Origin of the sequence: Pseudoduganella chitinolytica (genome assembly GCF_029028125.1) — a bacterium.
GTDB classification, from domain to species: domain Bacteria; phylum Pseudomonadota; class Gammaproteobacteria; order Burkholderiales; family Burkholderiaceae_D; genus Rugamonas; species Rugamonas chitinolytica.
Map to the genome: position 1 here is coordinate 6206883 of NZ_CP119083.1, position 20172 is coordinate 6227054.

The 20172-nt window shown below is 66.6% G+C and carries 19 protein-coding genes; 10 read left to right on the top strand and 9 right to left on the bottom strand.

The window, feature by feature from the left end:
- The first annotated feature begins 22 nt into the window (after positions 1-22).
- Positions 23-346: a monooxygenase gene (locus PX653_RS27420; protein WP_277415790.1), complete on the top strand. Its 324-nt coding sequence runs from the start codon at positions 23-25 to the stop codon at positions 344-346.
- A 16-nt stretch (positions 347-362) separates the two neighbouring features.
- Here PX653_RS27420 and PX653_RS27425 read toward each other — a convergent pair whose 3' ends face one another.
- The 5 genes from PX653_RS27425 to PX653_RS27445 form a co-directional block, all read right to left on the bottom strand.
- Positions 363-1598 (bottom strand): MFS transporter, encoded by a 1236-nt coding sequence (locus PX653_RS27425; RefSeq protein ID WP_277418664.1) that lies wholly within the window; start codon positions 1596-1598, stop codon positions 363-365.
- Positions 1599-1812: 214 nt separating this feature from the next.
- Positions 1813-3135: a GH1 family beta-glucosidase gene (locus PX653_RS27430; protein WP_277415791.1), complete on the bottom strand. Its 1323-nt coding sequence runs from the start codon at positions 3133-3135 to the stop codon at positions 1813-1815.
- Between the two features lie 113 nt (positions 3136-3248).
- Positions 3249-3542 carry a DUF3144 domain-containing protein gene (locus PX653_RS27435; RefSeq protein ID WP_277415792.1) on the bottom strand — a complete coding sequence of 98 codons (294 nt, stop codon included), beginning with the start codon at positions 3540-3542 and terminating at the stop codon, positions 3249-3251.
- A 75-nt stretch (positions 3543-3617) separates the two neighbouring features.
- Entirely contained in the window at positions 3618-3800 is a 183-nt protein-coding gene (locus PX653_RS27440) for a hypothetical protein (RefSeq protein ID WP_277415793.1), read from the bottom strand.
- Between the two features lie 112 nt (positions 3801-3912).
- Complete coding sequence (locus PX653_RS27445; RefSeq protein ID WP_277415794.1) at positions 3913-4590, bottom strand: TetR/AcrR family transcriptional regulator; 678 nt, start codon at positions 4588-4590, stop codon at positions 3913-3915.
- Between the two features lie 149 nt (positions 4591-4739).
- On the opposite strand from PX653_RS27445, the gene PX653_RS27450 reads away from it, so the two are divergent.
- From PX653_RS27450 to PX653_RS27460, 3 genes are read left to right on the top strand one after another with little or no spacing between them, the layout of a single operon-like run.
- Positions 4740-5915, top strand: coding sequence for an HlyD family secretion protein (locus PX653_RS27450; RefSeq protein ID WP_277415795.1), 1176 nt, complete (start codon positions 4740-4742; stop codon positions 5913-5915).
- Positions 5916-5933: 18 nt separating this feature from the next.
- Positions 5934-7520, top strand: a complete 1587-nt coding sequence (locus PX653_RS27455) for a DHA2 family efflux MFS transporter permease subunit (protein WP_277415796.1) — start codon at positions 5934-5936, stop codon at positions 7518-7520.
- 30 nt (positions 7521-7550) lie between these two features.
- Entirely contained in the window at positions 7551-8993 is a 1443-nt protein-coding gene (locus PX653_RS27460) for an efflux transporter outer membrane subunit (RefSeq protein ID WP_277415797.1), read from the top strand.
- A 224-nt stretch (positions 8994-9217) separates the two neighbouring features.
- On the opposite strand, the gene PX653_RS27465 is transcribed toward PX653_RS27460, so the two are convergent.
- Positions 9218-10135: a LysR family transcriptional regulator gene (locus tag PX653_RS27465; protein WP_277415798.1), complete on the bottom strand. Its 918-nt coding sequence runs from the start codon at positions 10133-10135 to the stop codon at positions 9218-9220.
- Positions 10136-10231: 96 nt separating this feature from the next.
- On the opposite strand from PX653_RS27465, the gene PX653_RS27470 reads away from it, so the two are divergent.
- Positions 10232-10867 carry an NAD(P)H-dependent oxidoreductase gene (locus PX653_RS27470; protein ID WP_277415799.1) on the top strand — a complete coding sequence of 212 codons (636 nt, stop codon included), beginning with the start codon at positions 10232-10234 and terminating at the stop codon, positions 10865-10867.
- A gap of 59 nt (positions 10868-10926) precedes the next feature.
- Here PX653_RS27470 and PX653_RS27475 read toward each other — a convergent pair whose 3' ends face one another.
- On the bottom strand, positions 10927-11808 hold the full coding sequence (locus PX653_RS27475) for a LysR family transcriptional regulator (protein ID WP_277415800.1): 882 nt from the start codon (positions 11806-11808) through the stop codon (positions 10927-10929).
- A 98-nt stretch (positions 11809-11906) separates the two neighbouring features.
- Between PX653_RS27475 and PX653_RS27480 the strand changes: the two genes are divergently transcribed.
- Positions 11907-12506: a short chain dehydrogenase gene (locus tag PX653_RS27480; RefSeq protein ID WP_277415801.1), complete on the top strand. Its 600-nt coding sequence runs from the start codon at positions 11907-11909 to the stop codon at positions 12504-12506.
- 12 nt (positions 12507-12518) lie between these two features.
- Here PX653_RS27480 and PX653_RS27485 read toward each other — a convergent pair whose 3' ends face one another.
- Together PX653_RS27485 and PX653_RS27490 are read right to left on the bottom strand one after the other, a co-directional pair.
- Entirely contained in the window at positions 12519-13139 is a 621-nt protein-coding gene (locus PX653_RS27485; protein WP_277415802.1) for an ATP-binding cassette domain-containing protein, read from the bottom strand.
- A complete protein-coding gene (locus PX653_RS27490) occupies positions 13136-14344 on the bottom strand; it encodes a hypothetical protein (protein WP_277415803.1) in 1209 nt (402 codons plus the stop codon). Before PX653_RS27490 ends, PX653_RS27485 begins: the two co-directional genes overlap by 4 nt.
- 209 nt (positions 14345-14553) lie before the next feature.
- Between PX653_RS27490 and PX653_RS27495 the strand changes: the two genes are divergently transcribed.
- From PX653_RS27495 to PX653_RS27510, 4 genes are all read left to right on the top strand, one after another.
- On the top strand, positions 14554-16269 hold the full coding sequence (locus PX653_RS27495; RefSeq protein ID WP_277415804.1) for a DUF8614 domain-containing protein: 1716 nt from the start codon (positions 14554-14556) through the stop codon (positions 16267-16269).
- A 136-nt stretch (positions 16270-16405) separates the two neighbouring features.
- Entirely contained in the window at positions 16406-18133 is a 1728-nt protein-coding gene (locus PX653_RS27500; protein ID WP_277415805.1) for a methyl-accepting chemotaxis protein, read from the top strand.
- Positions 18134-18312: 179 nt separating this feature from the next.
- Entirely contained in the window at positions 18313-19002 is a 690-nt protein-coding gene (locus PX653_RS27505; protein ID WP_277415806.1) for a hypothetical protein, read from the top strand.
- 108 nt (positions 19003-19110) lie between these two features.
- Positions 19111-20028 (top strand): BON domain-containing protein, encoded by a 918-nt coding sequence (locus PX653_RS27510; protein WP_277415807.1) that lies wholly within the window; start codon positions 19111-19113, stop codon positions 20026-20028.
- Positions 20029-20172 lie beyond the last annotated feature (144 nt).

Here is a 20172-nt window from a genome sequence, read left to right on the forward strand (position 1 = left end):
GACATGGAACCAGGAGAACACGATGATTATCGCCATCACATCGTTCAAATTGCCCAAGCCGATCAGTCGCGATGAGGCGCAGCGGATCTTCCTCAGCACCGCGCCGACCTACCAGGGTGTCGAGGGATTGCTGCAGAAGCACTATGTGCTGTCGGAGGATGGCGGAACCGCTGGCGGCGTGTATTTCTGGAAGACCCGCGCGGCGGCGGACGCAATGTACACGGCCGCCTGGCGCGAGTTCGTGCGGGAGAAGTATGGGACCGAACCCACGGTGACGTATTTCGACAGCCCGGTGGTCGTCGACAACGTCACCGGGCAAGTATTCCAGAACGAGGCAGGCGCTTGATCGCGCGAGCCGTCGGTCAGCCTTCCTTGTGGTGGAACGGCGCGAACCACGTCACCAGGAACGAGGGGATCGTCGCGGCCATCACGAACCAGAAGTAATTCACGTAGCCCAGCAGTTGCTGCAGGTGGCCGGAGACCAGGCCCGTCACCATCATGCACAGGCCCATCAGGCCGGTGCCGAACGCATAGTGCGTGGTCGTGTACTTGCCCGGCGCCAGTTGCTGCATCAGGTAGATCATGAAGCCGACGGAGCCGAAGCCGTAGAAGAACTTTTCGATGGCGACACCGGCGCTGATGACGAACACGTCCGTCGGCTGGTAGTAGGCCATCAGCAGGAACGTGGCGTTCGGGATGTTGACGGCGCAGCACAGCAGGAACAGCGTGGGCTTCAGCCCCCGTTTCGCCACAAACATGCCGCCCAATAGCGAGCCGATCAGTACGGCCACCAGGCCGTACGTGCCGTAGAACAGGCCCAACTGCTCGTTCGACAGACCCAGCCCGCCTTTCGCGACCGGATCGACCATGAAGAACGGGCCGATCTTCTCCAGCAGGCCGATCGACAGGCGGAACAGGAAGCCGAAGCCGATCATCAGCCACACGTCGCGCTTCTGGAAGAACGTGACGAACGAATCCTTCAGGATGAACCACGCGTCGGCGACGGAGGAGGGCGCGTTCTCGGCCTTGGCGCCATCCGGCATCGTCTTCAGGTGCCAGGCCGCCATTGCCAGCGTGACGCCCGCCACGATGAAGAAGATGATGCGCCAGCTGTCGATCCATGCGGGACCGAACGTGCCCGCGTCGTGGTGGAACGTGTTGGTGTGCAGCCAGCCGGACAGATACACCAGGCCGCCCGACGCGACGATCGGCCCCACGTTCCACGACAGGCTCTGGATGCCGCAGTACAGCGACTGCGAACGCGAGTCCAGGCTCGTGACGTAGACGCCGTCCGCGGCGATGTCCTGGGTGGCGCCGATGAACGAAAGCAGCACGAACAACGTCACCATGATCGCCATGTAGCCGGGCAGCGACATCGCCAGCGCTACGCAGCCGAAGCCGGCCGCCAGGATGACCTGCGTCCACAGCACGAAGAACTTCTTGGTGCGGTACATCTCGACGAACGGCGCGAACAGCGGCTTGATCGTGTATGCGAGAATCAGGTAGCTGGCGTATTCGGCCGCGCGGCCGTTGTCCATGCCCAGGTTCTTGAACATGATCGCCGTCACGTTCGTCAGCATCACGTAGGCCAGCGCCATCGTGAAGTAGCCGGTCGGGACCCACAGCAGGGGGCTGGTGCGCCGCGCCGTGGTGGCGGGATGGGCGGTGCCCGCATCGTTGGCGGTCAGGGTGTGCGCCTCGTTGGGCATGATGTCTCCTTGTTATCGTATATGACACCGGGGACAGGCACCGATCTCAGGGTCGAAGACCCTGGGATCGGTGCCTGTCCCCAAGGGTTTCATGGGCCGAATGCTACCCCCGCCGCTGCCCGTCGATAAACTCGCGGTACCACAGCGCGCTGTCCTTCGGCGTGCGCTTCTGCGTCGCGTAGTCCACGTGGACGATGCCGAACCGCTTGGCGTAGCCGGAATTCCATTCGAAATTATCCAGCAGGCTCCACAGGAAGTAGCCGCGCACGTCCACGCCCTGGCGCATCGCCTCCTGCAGGGCGCCCAGGTGGCGCTGCACGAATTCGATGCGCTTGTTGTCCGGCACGTGGCCGTCGACGACCTGGTCCGGGTTCGCCATGCCGTTTTCCGTGATGTAGATCGGCGGCAGTTCGTACTGGCCATGCAGCTTGACCAGCAGTTCCGTCAAGCCCTGCGGATAGATCTCCCAGCCCATGTCCGTCGTGCCCAGCGCCGCTTCCGGCTGGCGTGGCGGCGTTTCGGCGCTGGCGTAATGCCGAAAGTAATAGTTTACGCCAAGGAAGTCGATCGGCTGGCGGATGATGTCGAAGTCGCCGTCCTGGATCTCGGGGCCATTGGCGCCATGCACGCGCAGCGCCAGTGCCGGATAGTGCCCCTTGAAGATCGGGTCCATGAACCATTCGACGGAACGGGAATATTCGAAGGCGGCCAGGTCGTGGTCGGCCTGGCTGTCCGTGGCCGGGTCGGACGTCCACTGGTTCAGCACGATGCCCAGCTGGGCCGGACTGGCCACGGCACGCATGGCCTTGATCGCCAGCCCGTGCGACAACAGCAGGTGGTGCGACACCTGGACCGACTGCTTGAGGTCGGCCACGCCTGGGGCGAACTGAGCGTTGCCATAGCCGAGGTTGGCCGTGCACCAGGGTTCGTTATGGGTTGAAATCGTTTTCACACGATGGCCAAAACGACGCGCCACTTCCGCTGCATAGTGCGCGAAGCGGTAGGCGGTGTCGCGGTTCAGCCAGCCGCCGTCGTCCTGCAGGCCTTGCGGCAGGTCCCAGTGGTACAGCGTGACGTGGGCGGCGATGTTCTTGCTGTCCAGCTCGTCCAGCAGCTTCTCATAGAACGCAAATCCCGCCTCGTTCCAGGCACCCTTGCCGTCGGGCTGGACCCGTGCCCAGGCCATCGAGAAGCGGTAGGCATCCACGTGCAGGCTGGCCATCAGCGCCACGTCCTCGGGATAGCGGTGGTAGTGGTCGCAGGCGATGTCGCCATTGCTGCCGTCGATTACCTTGCCAAGCGTGTGGCTGAACGTGTCCCAGATGGACGGGCCCTTGCCGTCGGCGGCGGCAGCGCCTTCGATCTGGAAGGCGCTGGTGGCGACGCCCCAGGTGAAGGCGGGCGGAAATTGCAGTTGATCGGTCATCGTGTCGTCGTGGAGAGGAATGAAAGGCCTTGAAATCGTTTTCAAGCGTTCCGGCCATTAAACCGCAAGGTGACAGATGTGTCAATCCGCAGCCGCCGTGTTTCGTGGTGAACTCAGCGGGGCGCGTACTTGTCGAAGTTGGTTTCGTAGTCGGCCATGTTCTCGTCCATCATCTTGTCGAACTGGGTGCGGAAATATTCCAGGGCGCCCGTTTTGTTGGCGCTGAAGTGTTCCGCACTGCCGGCGCTGCGGGCCAGCAGGTAGGCATTGAAGCGGGCGGCCGCGAACATCAGGGCGGCGCCGGCCACGTGGGGCGGGGCGCCGCTGGCTTGCCCTTGTTCGTTGGCGTGCTGGATGAAGGTGTCGATCAGTTGCCAGAACTGCTTGTCGTCGGTCTGTTCGCTCATGGGTTTCCTGTCGCTGGACAATAAAAAACCGGGCGGCGCCCGGTTGTGGTGTGGTGTCGATTCGTACCTGACTGATCAGTTGGCGACGAAGCGCGACGGGATTTCCATCTCACCGCCGTTGGCCGCTTCCGCATAGGCGCGCAACTCGCTGATCGCCCGGTCCAGTTGTTCCTTGCTCGGGTTGGCCTGGAAGCCGCGAATGCATTCGTTCAGCGAAGCTACCTTCTGGCTCCATTCCAGTCGATCGATCCTGCTCATACTGCCTCCCTACGAATTATGTTCTTGAGGAAACCATTATCCGTCAACACGCTCCGGTGCTCCGTGCGCCAGCGCACATACCGCAGAGCAGTTATGGCAGAGTGATTCGGGTTCAGCGCTGGGCGCCGCGCAGGAACAGGTCGACCCGCTGCTCCACCAGCAGCAGGTCTTCCCGCTCGCTGGCCGCATGGGGATTGAACAGGTAGCGCTTCAAATGGTCGCCCATCAGGCAATTGATCAGGTGGATCGACAATTGTTCCGCCGGGATATCGGCGCGGAACTGGCTCTGCACGTCGGGCCGGATGAAGAAGCGGTGCAGCGCCTCCCGGGTCTGGCGGGGGCCTGCATCGAAGAAGGCCTCGGCCAGCTCGGGGTCGCGGTGCGCCTCGGCGATCACCATGCGGTACAGCTGGATGGCCGTCGGTGACGACAGCATATGGTGGATGCGCACGCCGAAGTCGATCAGCACCTCGCGGATCGGGCGGCGGTTGGTGCCCAGGTCTTCCATCGTGGCGAAGTAGGCATTGCGGCCCGACAGCAGCACTTCACGGAACAGCCCGCTTTTGCCACCGAACTTCACATAGATCGTGCGCACGGCCACCCGCGCGCGCCGCGCGATCATTTCCAGGCTGACCTTGGCGTACCCTTTTTCGAGGAACAGTTCGCCGGCTGAATTGATCAGTTCCTGCGTGCGCGCTTCCGCGTCACAGGCACGCGGGCGGCCTGCGCCACGCGCGCCCAGCTCCAGCGGACAGCGATGCGACGGTTCGGGGGCTTGCTCGTCAGACATTTCTCTCGACATGGAAGGGAAAACCGAAGGCTATCAGAAGTGGGATACTTTATGCCACCTAGAAATGAAATGCAATCGTTTCATTTCTTGACTTCAGCCAATCTTTATCGAATAATGCACAGACACCATTTCATTTCCGGAGCACCATCATGTCCAACCAGCCCAACCATGCCGACCCCAAAGTGCTCAGTGCCGTTCCGCCGGGGAGCCCCGCGCCCGCCGCCGCGCCGGCCAAGAAGCAGCCGAACCGCAAGGTTGTCGTGGTGGCCGGGCTGATCGCCATCGCCGCGCTGGCCGCGGGTGGCCGCATGTGGTACCGCAGCACCCACTTCGTGGAAACGGAAAACGCCTACGTGGCGGGCCACGTGCACCCGGTATCGGCGCGCATCGCCGGCATCGTCACGAAGGTGCTGATCGACGATAACCAGATCGTCAAGGAAGGCGACGTGATCGCCGAGCTGGATCCCTTCGACCAGCGCGTGAAGGTCGAGCAGATCCAGGCGCAGATCGCCAGCGCGCAGACGCAGGTCATGCAGGCCGAGGCCCAGATCGCCCAGGTCAACGCGCAGGCCAGCGCCGCGCAGGCGCAGGTCAAGCAGGCCGAGGCCCTGCTGGTGCGCGCCAACCAGGATGCCCAGCGCTACAGCCAGCTGTTTACCAGCCAGATGAAGGCCGTGTCGAAGGCCGAGCTGGACGCGGCCACCGCGACGCGCGCCAGTGCCGTGGCCGACGTGGCCGCGCGCAAGGACAGCGCCGTCGCCGCCAAGGCGCAGATCGCCGCCGCCACCTCCGCGCGCGACGTGCTGAAGGCGCAGATCGACGTGCTGAAGGTGCAGCTGAAGGACGCCGAGCAGCAGCTGGCCTACAACAAGGTGCTGGCGCCGGTCTCCGGCCGCGTCGGCAAGCGCAGCGTCGAGGTGGGCCAGCGCGTGCAGCCGGGCCAGCAGCTGACGGCGCTGGTGCAGGACAATGTCTGGGTCACGGCCAACTTCAAGGAAACCCAGCTGGCGGAAATGCACGTGGGCCAGCCGGTCCACATCAGCGTCGATGCGCTGCCCGGCAAAGAACTGGTCGGCCGCGTGGACAGCTTCGCGCCGGCGTCGGGCAACCAGTTCGCGCTGCTGCCGGCCGATAACGCCACCGGCAACTTCACCAAGATCGTCCAGCGCGTGCCCGTCAAGATCACGCTGCAGCCGGCCGACCTGAAAGCCCTGTCGGGCCGCCTGGTGCCGGGCATGTCCGTCATCGCCGAAGTGGAACTGGGCGACGCCAAGCCGGCCGACGCGCGCCACGCGCAAGCCGCCAACGCCGCGGCGGCGCACTAAGCACCGGGAGCGCTCGTCATGAGCTCGACACAAGCAACGCATGCCTTCGGGCAGGCGACGGGGGCGGTTTCGTCCCGCACTTGGGTGGCCGTGGCCGCCGGCATGCTGGGCGCCTTCATGGCCGTCCTCGACATCCAGATCACCAACTCGTCGCTGAAGGACATCCTCGGCTCGCTCTCGGCCACGCAGGAAGAGGGCTCGTGGATCTCCACCGCCTACCTGGTCGCCGAGATCGTCGTCATCCCGCTGACGGCCCTGCTGACGCGCGTGTTCACGCTGCGCGGCTACATGATGGGTACCACCGCGCTGTTCCTCGTGTTCTCGACGCTGTGCGGCTTCGCCTGGAACCTGGAAAGCATGATCGTGTTCCGCATGGCGCAGGGCTTCACGGGCGGCGCCTTGATTCCGATGGCGATGACGCTGGTGATGTCGAAGCTGCCGCCGTCCAAGCGTGCCACCGGCATGGCGCTGTTCGGCCTGACCGCGACGCTGGCGCCGGCCATGGGTCCGACCCTGGGCGGCTACCTGTCCGAGCTGTATGGCTGGCCGTCGATCTTCTACATCAACTGGGTGCCAGGTGCACTGCTGATGGCCGGCATCGCGTATGGCCTCGACAAGGAAAAGATGCGGCTGGACCAGCTGTGGAACGCCGACTGGCTGGGCATCGGCTTCATGGCGCTGGGCCTGGGCTGCCTGACGATCTTCCTGGAAGAGGGCAACAGCAAGGACTGGTTCGATTCCGCCTTCATCATCACGTTTGCCGGCCTGGCCATCGTCGGCCTGCTGGGCTGGGTCATCACCAGCACCACGCGCGAGCAGCCGTTCGTCAACCTGGGCCTGTACGGCCAGCGCAACTTCCTCGTGGCCACCGTGCTGTCGGCCGTCATGGGCATGGGCCTGTACGGTTCGTCGTTCCTGCTGCCGCTGTTCCTGGGCCAGATCGCCGGCTACTCGCCGATGCAGATCGGCGAAGTGATCATGTGGGTGGGCCTGCCGCAGCTGTTCATCATGCCGTTCGTGGCCAAGCTGTCCGGCACGGTCGACAACCGCATCCTGTGCACCTTCGGCCTGCTGCTGTTCGGCGGCTCGTGCCTGATGAACGCCTACATGGATGCGACGACGGGCTACGACCAGCTGATGCTGTCGCAGATCGTGCGCGCGCTGGGCCAGCCGTTCGTCATGCTGACGTTGTCGAACTTCGCCATGAACGGCATCGCGCCGAAGGACATGGCGTCGGCCTCGAGCCTGTTCAACATGACGCGCAACCTGGGCGGCTCGATCGGCATCGCCTTGCTGGCCACGTCGCTGACGCAGCGCGAGCACTTCCACTCGCAGCGCCTGGGCGAATCGATCACCGGCTTCTCGCTGGCCGCGCAGCAGCGCCTGGACCAGATGACGCAAGGCTTCATGGCGCAGGGCTTCGACCCCGTCAACGCCGCCGACAAGGCCTTGAAGGCCATCGACGGCATCGTCCGGCGCGAAGCGTTCGTGATGGCGTACAACGACGGCTTCTTCCTCGTCGGCGGCATCCTGCTGTCCTGCATCCTGATCCTGTGGCTGTCGGACAAGGTCAAGTCGCCCGGCGGTGGCGGCGGCGCGCACTAAACAACAAGAGGGTTCGTTATGTTTACTGGTATGAAAAAAATCACGCTGGCCGTCGCATCGGCCACCCTGCTGCTGTCCGGCTGCGCCACCGTCGGCAGCGACTTCAAGGCCCCGGCCAACGTGACCGACGCCAGCTTCCGCCACGCCGACGGCGCTGCCGCGACCGCGCGCCTGCCGCAGGCGTGGTGGAGCGTGTTCGGCGACGCCACCTTGGCCGACCTGGAACAGCGCGCGCTGCGCGACAGCCCGACCGTGCAGGCGGCGGCGCAACGGCTGCTGCAGGCCGAGGCGCAACTGGGCGTGACGCGCGCCAGCGAAGGGCCGCAGCTGAACGTCAGCGCGGGCGTGTCGAACTCGCGCACGTCGGCCAACACGTCGCAGGGCATCGCGCTGGGCCGGCGCGCCATCAGCGGCAACAACTACTCGGTCGGCACCGGTTTCTCGTACGAGATCGACCTGCTGGGCCGCGTGCGCCGCGCCGTGGAAGCGGCCGACGCGCAGGCGCTGGCGGCGCAGGCCGACCGCGACGGCGTCATGACGATGCTGACGGCGCAAGTGGCCACGACGTACTTCCAGCTGCGTGGGCTGGATGCCGAGATGGCGATCCTGCGCGGTGCGCTGGACACCCGCCGCGAGACCGAACAGCTGGTGACGGCACGCTTCGACGCCGGCCTGTCGAACGAGCTGGATACGGCGCGTGCCCGCATCGAGCGCGCCAACGCGGAGGCGGACCTGGAAGAGGTGCAGCGCCAGCGCAACCAGCTGGAACACGGCCTGGCCGTGCTGCTGGGCGCTTCGCCCACCACGCCCGTGCTGCCGGCCGCGCAGGGCACGCAGCTGCCGCAGCCGCCGTCGATTCCCGTCGGCCTGCCGGCCAGCCTGCTGGGCCAGCGCCCCGACCTGGCGGCCAGCGTCGCTTCGCTGAAGGCGGCCAATGCGCAGGTGGGCGTGGCCGAAGGCGCGTTTTACCCGTCCGTTTCGCTGACCGGGAACTTCGGCTTCGCGTCGGAGAGCCTGTCGGAGATCGTCAAGGGCGGCTCGCGCCAGTTCAGCTTCGGGCCGCTGGCGGTGTCGCTGCCGATCCTGGACGGGGGCCGCAACAAGGCCAACCTGGCCGCCGCCAAGGCGCGCTATGAAGAAGCCGTCGCCAATCACCAGGAGCGCCTGCTGACGGCGCTGCGCGAAGTGGAGGATGCGCTGTCGGACGTGCGGCAGAAGCAGCAGCAGGGCAAGGTGCAGAACGTGTCGCGCGAGGCGGCGCAACGCGCCTACCTGGTCGCGCGCGCCCGCTACGAGCGTGGCCTGTCCACTTACCTGGACGTGACGGACGCCCAGCGCAGTGCGCTGGCCGCCGACCGTGCCGGCGTGCAGATCGGCACGCAGCGCCTGCTCGCCGCCGTCTCTGTCGCCCGCGCCCTGGGCGCCGGCTGGCAGCCGGAAGGGCGCCTGGCCACGTTGGCGCAAGCGCACTGACGGCTCGACAAGGCAACCCAAGGGCAGGAGCCGGGGTCGGACCCGCCGGGTCCGACCCCAGATGTCGGTTTCAGGTTCTGGAAAAGGGTGACTGTCACCGATTTCGCAGCGCGCTGGCCGCCGACCGTGACGGCTCGACAAGGCAACCCAAGGGCAGGAGCCGGGGTCGGACCCGCCGGGTCCGACCCCGGATGTCGGTTTCGGGTTCTGGAAAAGGGTGACTGTCACCGGTTTTGCCGAGGGCGCGTGGCGGCCACGAGGGTGTCGATCAGCGCCCGCGCGGCCGGCGACAGGTTACGGTGCGGGGCGAACACCACGGAGAACGGCCGGTTGCGGCAAGGCAGTTGCGGCAATACTTCGACCAGGCGGCCCGCTTCGACGCTGCGCTCGATCATGAACTGCGGGCACATCGTGATGCCCAGGCCCTGCTCGGCCAGGCTGACGACGCCCATCACGTCGTCCGACACCGCCAGCGCGGCCGACGGAATCCAGTCGATCTCGCGGCCGCCGACGTGCAGGTGCCACGGCGACACCCGGCCCGTGCTGGGGCGCAGGAAGGCAATGCAGCGCTGGCGCTGCAGGTCCTCGAACGTGCCCAGCGGCCCGGCCTGCGCCACGTAGGCAGGGGAGGCCGACAGCACCACGCGCGCATCCTCCAGGCGGTGCGCGACCATGCTGCTGTCGGGCAGCGGGCCGGAGCGGATGGCCAGGTCGAACCCCTCGGCCGCCAGGTCGACGTTGCGGTTGGTGATGTTCACCTCCAGCTGCACCAGCGGATACTGGCGCGCAAAAATAGCCAGCAAGGCCGGCAGGCGCTGGTGGCCGTAGCTGGTGGGCGCGCTCAGGCGCACCCGGCCGGTCAGCTCGCCCGCGCTGCCCTGGATGGTGCGCTCGGCTTTGTCCAGCAGCGCGAACGCGGCGCGGGCCTCGTCCACGTATTGGCGGCCCGTCTCGGTCAGCCCCATGCTGCGCGTGGTCCGGCGCAGCAACTGCGTCCCCAGGCGCGCTTCCAGCCGGGCCACGGCGCGCGACAGCACGGAAGGCGTCGTCGCCAGCACGACGGCGGCGGCCGTCAGCGACCCGTGTTCCACCACGTTGAGCAGCACCTCGACATCGGACAGGTGATCGAATTTGCGGGGCATCTTGTCTCCTACAGAACAAATGTTTTGCTCGGCACGTTATTTCTACGCGCGCGCGGCAAGAATACAATGACGCATCGATTAACGAAAGGAAGCAGCATGCAATTACTGGACAAACTGCAGTGGCGCTACGCCACCAAGGCCATGGACGCCGAACGCGCCGTGCCGGCCGAAAAGGTCGAGCGCATCATCGAGGCGGCCCGCCTGGCTCCGACGTCGAGCGGCCTGCAGCCGTTCGAGATCCTCGTCGTGACGAACACCGAGCTGCGTGAAAAGATCAAGGCCGTGGCCTGGAACCAGGCCCAGGTGACGGACGGTTCGCACCTGCTGGTGTTCGCCGCGTGGGACGACTACACGCCCGAGCGCATCAACGCCATGTTCGACTACACCAACGACGTGCGCGGCTTCAAGAACGAAGGCTGGGAAGCCTACCGCCAGCAGCTGCTGGCGACCTATCCGGGCCGCGGCAGCCAGGTGAACTTCGAGCATGCCGCCCGCCAGGCCTACATCGGCTTCGGCGCGGCCGTCATCGCCGCCGCCTTCGAGGAAGTCGATTGCACGCCGATGGAAGGCTTCGATCCGGCCGCCGTCGACGAACTCCTGGGCCTGCGCGCCCGCGGGCTGAAGAGCGTCGTCATGCTGCCGCTGGGTTACCGCAAGGCCGAGCAGGACTGGCTCGTCAACCTGCCGAAAGTGCGCCGCCCGCGCGCGCAGTTCGTCACCGAAGTCGCGTAAGCAAGCGCGTTTGAACCGGGTCTGTCCCTGCAAGGGGACAGACCCTTTGCGCCCTCTACCTACGGCCCAAACCGCTCCAGCAAAAATTCGACGAACGTCGTCAGCTTCGGCGTCGCCTGCCGGTCGCGTGAGTACAGCACGTGCATCGGCCGCGGCGCCGGCAGGTAGTCCTGCAGCAGCGGCACCAGCAGGCCCGCCTCGATATCGGGCCGCAGGATCGTCTCGGCCTGCATGACGATGCCGAAGCCGGCCAGGGCCGCCATCCGCAGCGCCTGCGTGTTGTTGGCGCGGATGCGGCCGGGCCGGACGTGCCGGCCATCCTTCTCCCCCAGCAGGCGCCAGCGCGTCTGCTGGTCCCATCCCGTGAATTCCAGGCACTCGTGCGCGGCCAGGTCGGCCGGCGTGCGCGGGGTGCCGTGCCGCGCCAGGTAGGCCGGCGCCGCGCAGATCGTCATGCCGTACGGCCGCAGCGGCCGCGCCACCAGGCCCGAGTCGGGCAGCGGTCCCACGCGCAGCGCCACGTCGAAGCCTTCCTCCACCATGTCCACCAGGCGGTCGTTCAGGTTCAGCTCCACCGCCACGTCCGGCCAGCGCGCCAGGTAATCCGTCACCGCGGGGCTGAGCCACTGCGCGCCGAACGACACCGGCGCCGTCACCCGCAACAGGCCGCGCGGCGCCACCCGCATCGATTCGGCGACGGATTCCGCCATGTCGATCTGCGCCAGGATCTGCCGGCATTGGGCGGCATATTGACGGCCGATCTCCGTCAATGCCTGGCGGCGGGTCGTGCGCGTCAGCAGCGATGCCCCCAGCAGCGACTCCAGCTGGCGAATGTGCTTGCCGACCATCACGGCCGACATGGCGCAGCGCTCCGCCGCCCCTGCAAAGCTGCCGGCATCCACGGCCGCGACAAACACCTCCATGCTTTTCAGCTTGTCCATTCCGAATCCCGGGTTAGTAATGACCGTCGCGCCAGCGTATTTATCGAAGAACTCTTCGGGATCATACTGGCTGCACACCAACCACAGGAGGACAAGCAATGAAAATCATCGTCATCGGTGCCAGCGGCACCATCGGCAAGGCGGTCGTCGAGCAACTTGGGGCGCGGCATGACATCGTCACCGCCGGCCGCCGCAGCGGCCAGTTCAACGTCACCATCGAGGACCCGGCGGACGTGGCCGCGCTGTTCGACCGTACCGGCCCGGTGGACGGCGTGGTCGTCGCGGCGGGCGACCTGCATTTCGGCCCGCTGGCGGACATGACGCCGGAGCAGTTCCGCTTCGGGCTGGACAGCAAGCTGATGGGGCAGGTCCACGTCGCGCTGGCGGCACAGCGCCGGCTGAACGACGGCGGCAGCATCACGCTGACGAGTGGCATCGTCGGCCACCAGCCGATCCGCCATGGTGCCAACGCCAGCACGGTCAACCGCGCGCTGGAGGGCTTCGTGCTGGGCGCGGCCATCGAGCTGCCGCGCGCGCTGCGCATCAACCTGGTCGATCCGACCGTGCTGACGGAGTCGCTGCCCCAGTACGGCGACTACTTCCACGGCTTCGAGCCGGCCGACGCGCGCCGCGTGGCGCTGGCCTACAGCCGCAGCGTCGAGGGCGCCCAGACGGGCCAGGTGTACTGCGTCTGGTAAGCGGGCTGGAGTTCAGCCCAGCCGCAGCAAACGGGCGTCCGTCGCGTCGATGAGCCCCTGGTCGTGCGTGGAAAACAGCAGCAGGCGGCTGGCGGCCTGCTGCCGGATCAGGTCGGCCAGCCACGCCTTGGCGGCGGCATCGATGCCATTGGTGGGCTCGTCCATCAGCACGACGGCCGCGTCGCCCATCAACCCGGCCGCGAGCATGAATTTCTTGCGCGTGCCCAGCGACATGGCACCAAAGCGCTTGTCCACGTGCGCCGCCAGTCCCAGCCCGGCAAGCAGCGGCGCGGCGCGTGGTGCATCGCGGGTGCCACGCAGGGCGTCCACCATGCCGAGGAACTCGGCGCCCGTCATGAACTCGTAGGCCACCGATTCGTCCGGCACGTAGGCCAGCCGCGCCTTGGCCTGGTGCTGCGCGCCAGCCAGGGCATGGCCGGCGATGCGGATGCTGCCGGCCTGCGGCGTGGCGATCCCCGCCAGCAGTGTCAGCAGGGTGGATTTGCCGGTGCCGTTCGGCCCGACCAGCGCGACGGCGCCGGGCCCCGAGGAAAAGTCCAGGCCGTCGAACAACGGCTGGGCGCCGAAGCGCATCGACAGGCCGTCGATGGCCAGCAGTGGGGCAGGGGTCATGAGTAGAGTGCCATGGTGAGCGCCGGCACGGCCAGCGCGATCTTGAACAGGATGCCATCGCGGTGGCGCACGATGACGGGCAGGCCGAACAGCGGCAGCCACGCCAGCCAGTACAGGCCGGCACGCAGCATGGTGGCCGGCGGCGCCGTGGCGGGCCCGAACGCGGCGGCCAGTACGGCCCAGGCGGCGCCGAACAGCAGCGCGGTGCCGGCCAGTACCAGCAGGTGTTCGGCCAGCGCGAGGCGGAACCGTGCCGAAGGCAGCGCCCGCAGGTAGGCGGCCAGCGGCGCCCGGCCGGCGACACACTGCGTAAAGAACCCGCTCATGATGCCGGCGGCCAAGGCGGCGGCAAGGTGCACCAGTACAGGCGCGTCGGCGACGTTGCCGACGACAGCCACCAGCCACAGCGCGCCGCACAGGGGCAGCGCGGCCATTGCCAGCCGCACGCACACGGCATGAGGGTGCTGCCACAGCAGCGCGCCCTGCAGCCGCAACAGCAGGAGCCAGCCAGTGGCGCGGCCGGTACCGCCGTTGCCCAGGGGCCGGACGGTGGACACCGGCCGGAGCACGACGGCGCAGCCGGCCAGCGCCGTCGCCGCCAGCAGGACGCCGGCGGCCCAGTGGCTGTCCAGCAAGGGCGCGCCGGTCAGCACGGCGACACCGCCCGGCAGCAGCAAGCGCGCCGCCCCGGTCCAGCCGAATACGGCGGCCCGGGCGGCGGCGATGGTCAGCACTGCCAGTACCACCAGGTACGGCAGGAAGCGGCCGTCCGCCCCGTCCATGTCGTGCGCCCGGGCGGCGAACAGCAACGCCGCGCCGAACGGCACGGCGAAGACGGCCAGGGCCGCTCCCAGCAGGCCCAGGTCGACCAGGGCCCGGGTGCGCGCCGCCAACGGCAACGAGGCCGCGAAGTGCGCCAGCGGGCCCCCCCGGACGGCGTCGCGATGGCTGCCGGCCCAGGCCAGCACGAGGGCGAGCCAGGCACTGGCGCCGACCGCGCTGGCCTGCCACCCGGCCGGGGCGACGCGAAAGTGCGGCAGCGGTCCGGCCAGCAGCTCTGGCCGCTCCACGAGGACCAGCCCGCCCAGCGCGAGCGCGACTGTCGCCACGTGGCCCCAACGACGGTACAGCGCGGCGGATTGCCGCAGGAAATACGCCATGCGCCAGCGGTACAAGGTCAGGGCGGGCGGTGGCGAGGATGTCATGAAGTAAGATTCGTGGCGATGTGGCATTGATCGGATTGCAAACATTATTGTCGAGCAATATGGTCGAGCAATGCTTAAACCGTCATTAATAAGCTGCAACCCAATCGTCATCCTTGGCAGCGGCCCGTTGGCAATGTGTCGTGCGCAACGCCGGGCGGGGCCGGCTGGGATTACAATGTGGGCCTTTTTTCACCCGATAGCAGGTCTCCATGAAAAAACCTCTCCTTTCGCTGCTGGTCTCCGCCACGGTTGCCAGCGCCTTCGTCGGCAGTGCCGGCGCCGCGCCTGCCAGTGTTGCTGAGCTGAACAAGATGACGCAGCGCTACGCTCCGGTCGAGCTGGTGGTCAATGCGGGCGGGTTGTCCGCCGGCGACCGCCGCGCCATCTCGAAGCTGATCGAAGCGGCCAAGATCGTCGACATCCTGCAATTGCGCCAGCGCTGGTCCGGCAACGAAGCGCTGCTGGCGGCCCTGCAGAACGACAACTCGGCGCTGGGCCGTGCCCGCCTCGACTATTTCTGGCTCAACAAGGGCCCCTGGTCCATCCTGGACGGCCATAAATCGTTCCTGCCGGCGCAGGTCGGGGGCGTCAAGATCCCGGCGAAAAAGCCGGAAGGCGCCAATTTCTATCCTGAAAACGTGAAGAAGGCCGCGCTCGAGAAGTGGATGAACGGCCTGCCGGCAGAGGAGAAAAAGCAGGCGCAGTGGTTCTTCACGACGATCCGCCAGGGCAAGGATGGCAAGTTCCAGACCGTGAAGTATTCGGAAGAGTACAAGAACGAGTTGCAGCAGCTGTCGATCCTGTTGAAGGAAGCGGCCGACGCCACCGACAACGCGTCGCTGAAGAAATTCCTGACGTTGCGCGCGGAGGCCTTCCTGACCAACGACTACCTGGCTTCGGACTTTGCCTGGATGGACCTGGATTCGCCGGTGGACGTGACGATCGGCCCGTACGAGACCTACAACGACGAGCTGTTCGGCTACAAGGCCGCGTTCGAGGCCTACGTCAGCCTGCGCGACCAGCAGGAAACGGACAAGCTGAACTTCTTCGCCAAGCACATGCAGGAGCTGGAAGACAACCTGCCGCTGGACGCGCAGTACCGCAACCCGAAGGTGGGCGCGGTGGCGCCGATGGTCGTCGTCAACCAGGTGTTCGGCGCCGGCGACGGCAACATGGGCGTGCAGACGGCCGCCTACAACCTGCCCAACGACGAGCGCATCATCAGCCAGCGCGGCTCCAAGCGCGTGATGCTGAAGAACGTCCAGGAAGCCAAGTTCAAGGCCACCCTGACGCCGATCGCCCAGCTGGTGCTGCGCCCGCAGGACCGCAAGGACGTGCACTTCGACTCGTTCTTCACGCACATCCTGGCGCACGAGATCACGCATGGCCTGGGTCCGCACAAGACCAGGAAGAACGGCGTCGAGTCGACCCCGCGGCAGGACCTGAAGGATGCCTACGCCACCATCGAGGAAGCCAAGGCCGACGTGACGGGCCTGTACGTGCTGATGTACATGATGGAGAAGGGCCAGCTGAAGGATTCGCTGGGGCAGGGCGAGGAAGCGGAGCGCAAGCTGCACACGACGTTCCTGGCCTCGGCCTTCCGCACGCTGCACTTCGGCCTGACCGACTCGCACGCGCGCGGCATGGCGATCCAGGTCAACTACCTGCTCGACAAGGGCGCGTTCGTGTCGCACGGCGACGGTACGTTCTCGGTCAACTTCAAGAAGATCAAGCAGGCCATCACGGACCTGGACCGCGAATTCCTGACGATCGAGGCGACCGGCGACTATGCCCGCGCGAAGGCGATGATGACGAAGTACGTCGTGATCCGGCCGGACGTGCAGAAAGCGCTGAACAAGATGAAGTCGGTGCCGAACGATATCCGGCCGTCGTTCCCGACGGCGCAGGCGCTGCTGGCGAAATAACCACGCACCGCCCGCGGCAGGCCACGGCGCGTTTGGCCTGCCGCAAACTCCTTGCGCTTTCCGTTGATGCCTGATGGAAAGCCGCAAGGGCCCATGCTACCGTGAACCTATTGCTGAAATTCAACAGGGGATCGCAATGGGCATCGGCAACATCGTCAATGGCAGTATCCGCACGCGCTTATCCATCGGCTTCGGCCTCGTCTTCCTGCTGCTGACGATCGTCACGGCGCTCGGCATCGTCCGGGTCGGCCAGATCGACAGCATCCTCACCAATCTTTCCGACGTCAACCAGGTCAAGCAGCGTCACGCCATCAATTTCCGCGGCAGCGTGCACGACCGCGCCATCGCGCTGCGCGACGTGGTGCTGGCGGCGGACGCCGCCACGATCAAGCTGCACCTGGGCCAGCTGTTCGCGCTGGCCGACCGCTACGCCGCCTCGTCCGGCCCGCTGGATACCCTGCTGGCCGGCCGCGCCGATACCACCGCGGCCGAGCTTGCCGCCGTCCACGGCATCAAGGCGGCGGAGGGCCAGGCGCAGCCTCTCATTGCGGCCGTCGTCGCGCTGCGGCAGGCCGGCAAGACAGCGGAAGCCACCTTGCTGTTGCAGCAGCGCGCCGCGCCCGCCTTCGACGCATGGCTGGCCGCCGTCAATCGGCTGATCGACCTGCAGGAACAAGCCAGCGTTGTCCAGGCCGGCCAGGCCCGCACGGTCGCGCACGATTTCACCGTCTTCATGATCGCGCTGGGCCTGGCCGCCATCGCCATCGGCATCGCCGCCGCGTGGCTGATCGGACGCAGCCTGACACGCCAGCTGGGCGGCGAGCCTGCTTATGCCTCCTCGATCGTGGCGGCCATCGCGGCCGGCAACCTGGCCGTGCGCATCGACACCCGGCCGGGCGATACGTCCAGCCTGCTGTGCGCGATGAAAGGGATGCGCGACAGCCTCGTCGACATCGTCACGCAGGTGCGGCAGGGTACCGACACGATCGCCACCGCCTCGCGCGAGATCGCGGCAGGCAACCAGGACCTGTCGCAGCGTACCGAACTCCAGGCGGGCAATATCGAACAGACCGCGTCGTCGATGGAACAGCTGACCGGCACCGTGAAGCAGAATTCCGACCATGCGCGCCAGGCCAACCAGCTGGCGCTGTCGGCTTCCGAGGTGGCCACGAAAGGCGGCGCCGTGGTGGCGCAGGTGGTGCAGACGATGGCGTCGATCGACGCGTCGTCGAAGAAGATCGTCGACATCATCGGCGTCATCGACAGCATCGCGTTCCAGACCAATATCCTGGCACTGAACGCCGCTGTCGAGGCGGCCCGGGCGGGCGAGCAGGGCCGCGGCTTCGCCGTCGTCGCCACCGAGGTGCGCAGCCTGGCGCAGCGCTCGGCCGGTGCCGCCCGCGAGATCAAGGCGCTGATCGACGATTCCGTCGAGCGGGTCGACGTGGGCGCGCGTCTCGTCGACCAGGCCGGCGCCACGATGGCCGAGATCGTCGACAGCGTGCGTCGCGTCACCGACATCATGGGCGAGATCTCCACCGCGAGCATCGAGCAGACGGCCGGCATCGAGCAGGTCAACGCGGCAGTCGTCGGCATGGACCAGGTCGTGCAGCAGAACGCCGCACTGGTCGAGCAGGCTGCCGCTGCCGCCTCGTCGCTGCAGGACGAAGCGGGACGCCTGGCGCAAGTCGTCGCGATTTTCCAGCTGACCGACGGCGCCGCACCGGCGCGCAAGGCGCTGCCGCCGCGGCTGAAGGCCGTGCCAGCGCCCACCGCGACGCCGGCCGCGCCAGCCCGCCGCACTGCCGCCCGCCAGACCGTCAACGCGCCGACCCAGCCGGACGACGCCTGGGAAGAGTTCTGATCCGCCCGTTTTACCCCCGCAGCAGCCCTTGCAGGCCGGGCCGGCTCCCCAGGTCGCCCGGCCTTATTTTTCGCGCAATTTGTCATTTTCTTCAAAGAAATATTTTGTAACAGGCGCCTTCTCGGTGTAATAAATTGCCGCAAGGCATGTATAGTGAATTCTCGCAACCGGAGTTCGCCATGTTCAAGTTCCTGCCGATAGCTGTCCTGTCCCTTACCTCATCGCTGGCCCATGCGGCCCAGCTGACGGCGCTGGAAACGCGCTGGCTGAACGCGGCGGCACCGGTGATCGGCTACGCCAAGGCCTTGAAGCTGCCGCTCGATATCGTCGTGCAACCGCAGGCCGGCCCCAACGACGTGCCACTGGCGATGGGCTTCGCCGACGGCCGCTGCAAGCTGGTGCTGTCGATGCGGGGCAACCCGAATGCGGAAACGATCCTGCAGGACGTACCGGAAGCGCGGCGCGATGTGTTGATCGAAGCCATGGCGGCGCACGAGATGGGCCATTGCTGGCGCATCGTGCAGGGCAGCTGGCATGCGTTGCCGGCCGGCTTCACGGAATCGGGCAACGAGCAGGCCGACGATCCCACGCTGCTGGAGCTGTCGAAACAGCAGCGCCAGACCCGGCGCGAGGAAGGCTTCTCCGACCTGGTCGCGTTGGCATGGACGCAGCGCAACCATCCCGCCGAGTACGCCCATGTGTACGGCTGGCTGCGTTCCGTGCGCGACGCCCAGCCGCACAGCCACGGTTCGCACGATACGCGCGCCTGGCTCAAGCTCGCGTCCGGTGGCAACGTGTTCAATGGCAACGCGACGCCGTTCGAGCAGGTGGTCACGCTGTGGCGTGCCGGGCTGCTGCAGGACGAGTAACTGTCGCGACAAAAGCACAATACTTCCCCGGGTGTGTACGGCGCCGCACAGAACGAAGCTGTCCTGCAGCGTTTAATGTGCGTGCCAACCATCCTAAAGGGGACCAACATGAAGAAGATCGTATTGCTGACCCTGGCTACTGCAGCCAGCGCAAGTTTTGCATTCGCCCAGAACATGGATACCGCCGCCTACAAACAGGCGCACAACAAGGCCGAATCGGACTACAAGGCCGCCAAGAAGGCGTGCAAGTCGCTGAAGGACAATGCCCAGGATATCTGTGAAGAGGAAGCGAAGGTCGCCCGCGCCAAGGCCGAGCGCGATGCGGTGGCGCAGTACAAGAACACGCCCCGCGAGCTGGACAAGGCCAACCGCAAGCTGGCCGATGCCGAGTATGAACTGGCCGACGAACGTTGCGACGAGCTGAGCGGCGACTCCAAGGATTCGTGCGAGAACCAGGCCCGCACGGCCAAGGCCAATGCGCTGGCGTCGGCCGGTACGGGCACCGCGATGGGCACGACGGCCGGCACGAGCGTCGCCGGCACCACGGGTGACGGCCGCACCGCCGTGCTGGTACCGAACGCCGACCGCGGCACGGTTGCCAACAACGCCGCCGACGCGCGCGACCGTACCGCCGCCGCGGCCGACCGCCTCGGCGACAAGACCGCCGCTGCCGCTGCCACCGCCAAGGACAAGACTGTCGACATGGCCCAGTCGGCCAAGGAGAAGACGTCCGACCTGGCCCAGACCACGCGCGAGAAAACCTCGAACCTGGCTGGCACGGCACAGGACAAGTCGGCTGACGCCTCGGCCGCCATGTCCGACACGATGATCACGGCGAAGGTCAAGGCCGACATGGCCGCCGACAAGACCGCGAAAGCCATGGACGTCCACGTGGAAACGCAGAAAGGCGTCGTCATGCTGAGCGGCTTCGTGGCATCGAAGGCAGAGGCCGATCGTGCCGTCGAGCTGGCTCGTGGCGTCAAGGGCGTGTCGGACGTGAAGAGCTCGATCCAGGTCAAGAAGTAAGCTTGCTGTAACCAAGGTGCAGTAACCCCAGGGGGCAGGCACCGCTTGCGAGGCATCGATGCCTCGGGGCGGTGCCTGTCCCCGCTGTCATCCGGGCTTTCAAGTCATCACCCGGTCAAAAAACGCAGGCACCATGCGGCGTTT

Bases quoted from the DNA above. Each gene is read 5' to 3' on its own strand.
- PX653_RS27485 (WP_277415802.1), bottom strand. From the start codon at position 13,139: ATGACCCCTGCCCCACTGCTGGCCATCGACGGCCTGTCGATGCGCTTC.
- PX653_RS27440 (WP_277415793.1), bottom strand. From the start codon at position 3,800: ATGAGCAGGATCGATCGACTGGAATGGAGCCAGAAGGTAGCTTCGCTG.
- PX653_RS27445 (WP_277415794.1), bottom strand. From the start codon at position 4,590: ATGTCTGACGAGCAAGCCCCCGAACCGTCGCATCGCTGTCCGCTGGAG.
- PX653_RS27505 (WP_277415806.1), top strand. From the start codon at position 18,313: ATGTTCAAGTTCCTGCCGATAGCTGTCCTGTCCCTTACCTCATCGCTG.
- PX653_RS27450 (WP_277415795.1), top strand. From the start codon at position 4,740: ATGTCCAACCAGCCCAACCATGCCGACCCCAAAGTGCTCAGTGCCGTT.
- PX653_RS27470 (WP_277415799.1), top strand. From the start codon at position 10,232: ATGCAATTACTGGACAAACTGCAGTGGCGCTACGCCACCAAGGCCATG.
- PX653_RS27425 (WP_277418664.1), bottom strand. From the start codon at position 1,598: ATGGCGCTGGCCTACGTGATGCTGACGAACGTGACGGCGATCATGTTC.
- PX653_RS27490 (WP_277415803.1), bottom strand. From the start codon at position 14,344: ATGACATCCTCGCCACCGCCCGCCCTGACCTTGTACCGCTGGCGCATG.
- PX653_RS27460 (WP_277415797.1), top strand. From the start codon at position 7,551: ATGAAAAAAATCACGCTGGCCGTCGCATCGGCCACCCTGCTGCTGTCC.
- PX653_RS27455 (WP_277415796.1), top strand. From the start codon at position 5,934: ATGAGCTCGACACAAGCAACGCATGCCTTCGGGCAGGCGACGGGGGCG.
- PX653_RS27435 (WP_277415792.1), bottom strand. From the start codon at position 3,542: ATGAGCGAACAGACCGACGACAAGCAGTTCTGGCAACTGATCGACACC.
- PX653_RS27430 (WP_277415791.1), bottom strand. From the start codon at position 3,135: ATGACCGATCAACTGCAATTTCCGCCCGCCTTCACCTGGGGCGTCGCC.
- PX653_RS27500 (WP_277415805.1), top strand. From the start codon at position 16,406: ATGGGCATCGGCAACATCGTCAATGGCAGTATCCGCACGCGCTTATCC.
- PX653_RS27480 (WP_277415801.1), top strand. From the start codon at position 11,907: ATGAAAATCATCGTCATCGGTGCCAGCGGCACCATCGGCAAGGCGGTC.
- PX653_RS27465 (WP_277415798.1), bottom strand. From the start codon at position 10,135: ATGCCCCGCAAATTCGATCACCTGTCCGATGTCGAGGTGCTGCTCAAC.
- PX653_RS27475 (WP_277415800.1), bottom strand. From the start codon at position 11,808: ATGGACAAGCTGAAAAGCATGGAGGTGTTTGTCGCGGCCGTGGATGCC.
- PX653_RS27495 (WP_277415804.1), top strand. From the start codon at position 14,554: ATGAAAAAACCTCTCCTTTCGCTGCTGGTCTCCGCCACGGTTGCCAGC.
- PX653_RS27420 (WP_277415790.1), top strand. From the start codon at position 23: ATGATTATCGCCATCACATCGTTCAAATTGCCCAAGCCGATCAGTCGC.
- PX653_RS27510 (WP_277415807.1), top strand. From the start codon at position 19,111: ATGAAGAAGATCGTATTGCTGACCCTGGCTACTGCAGCCAGCGCAAGT.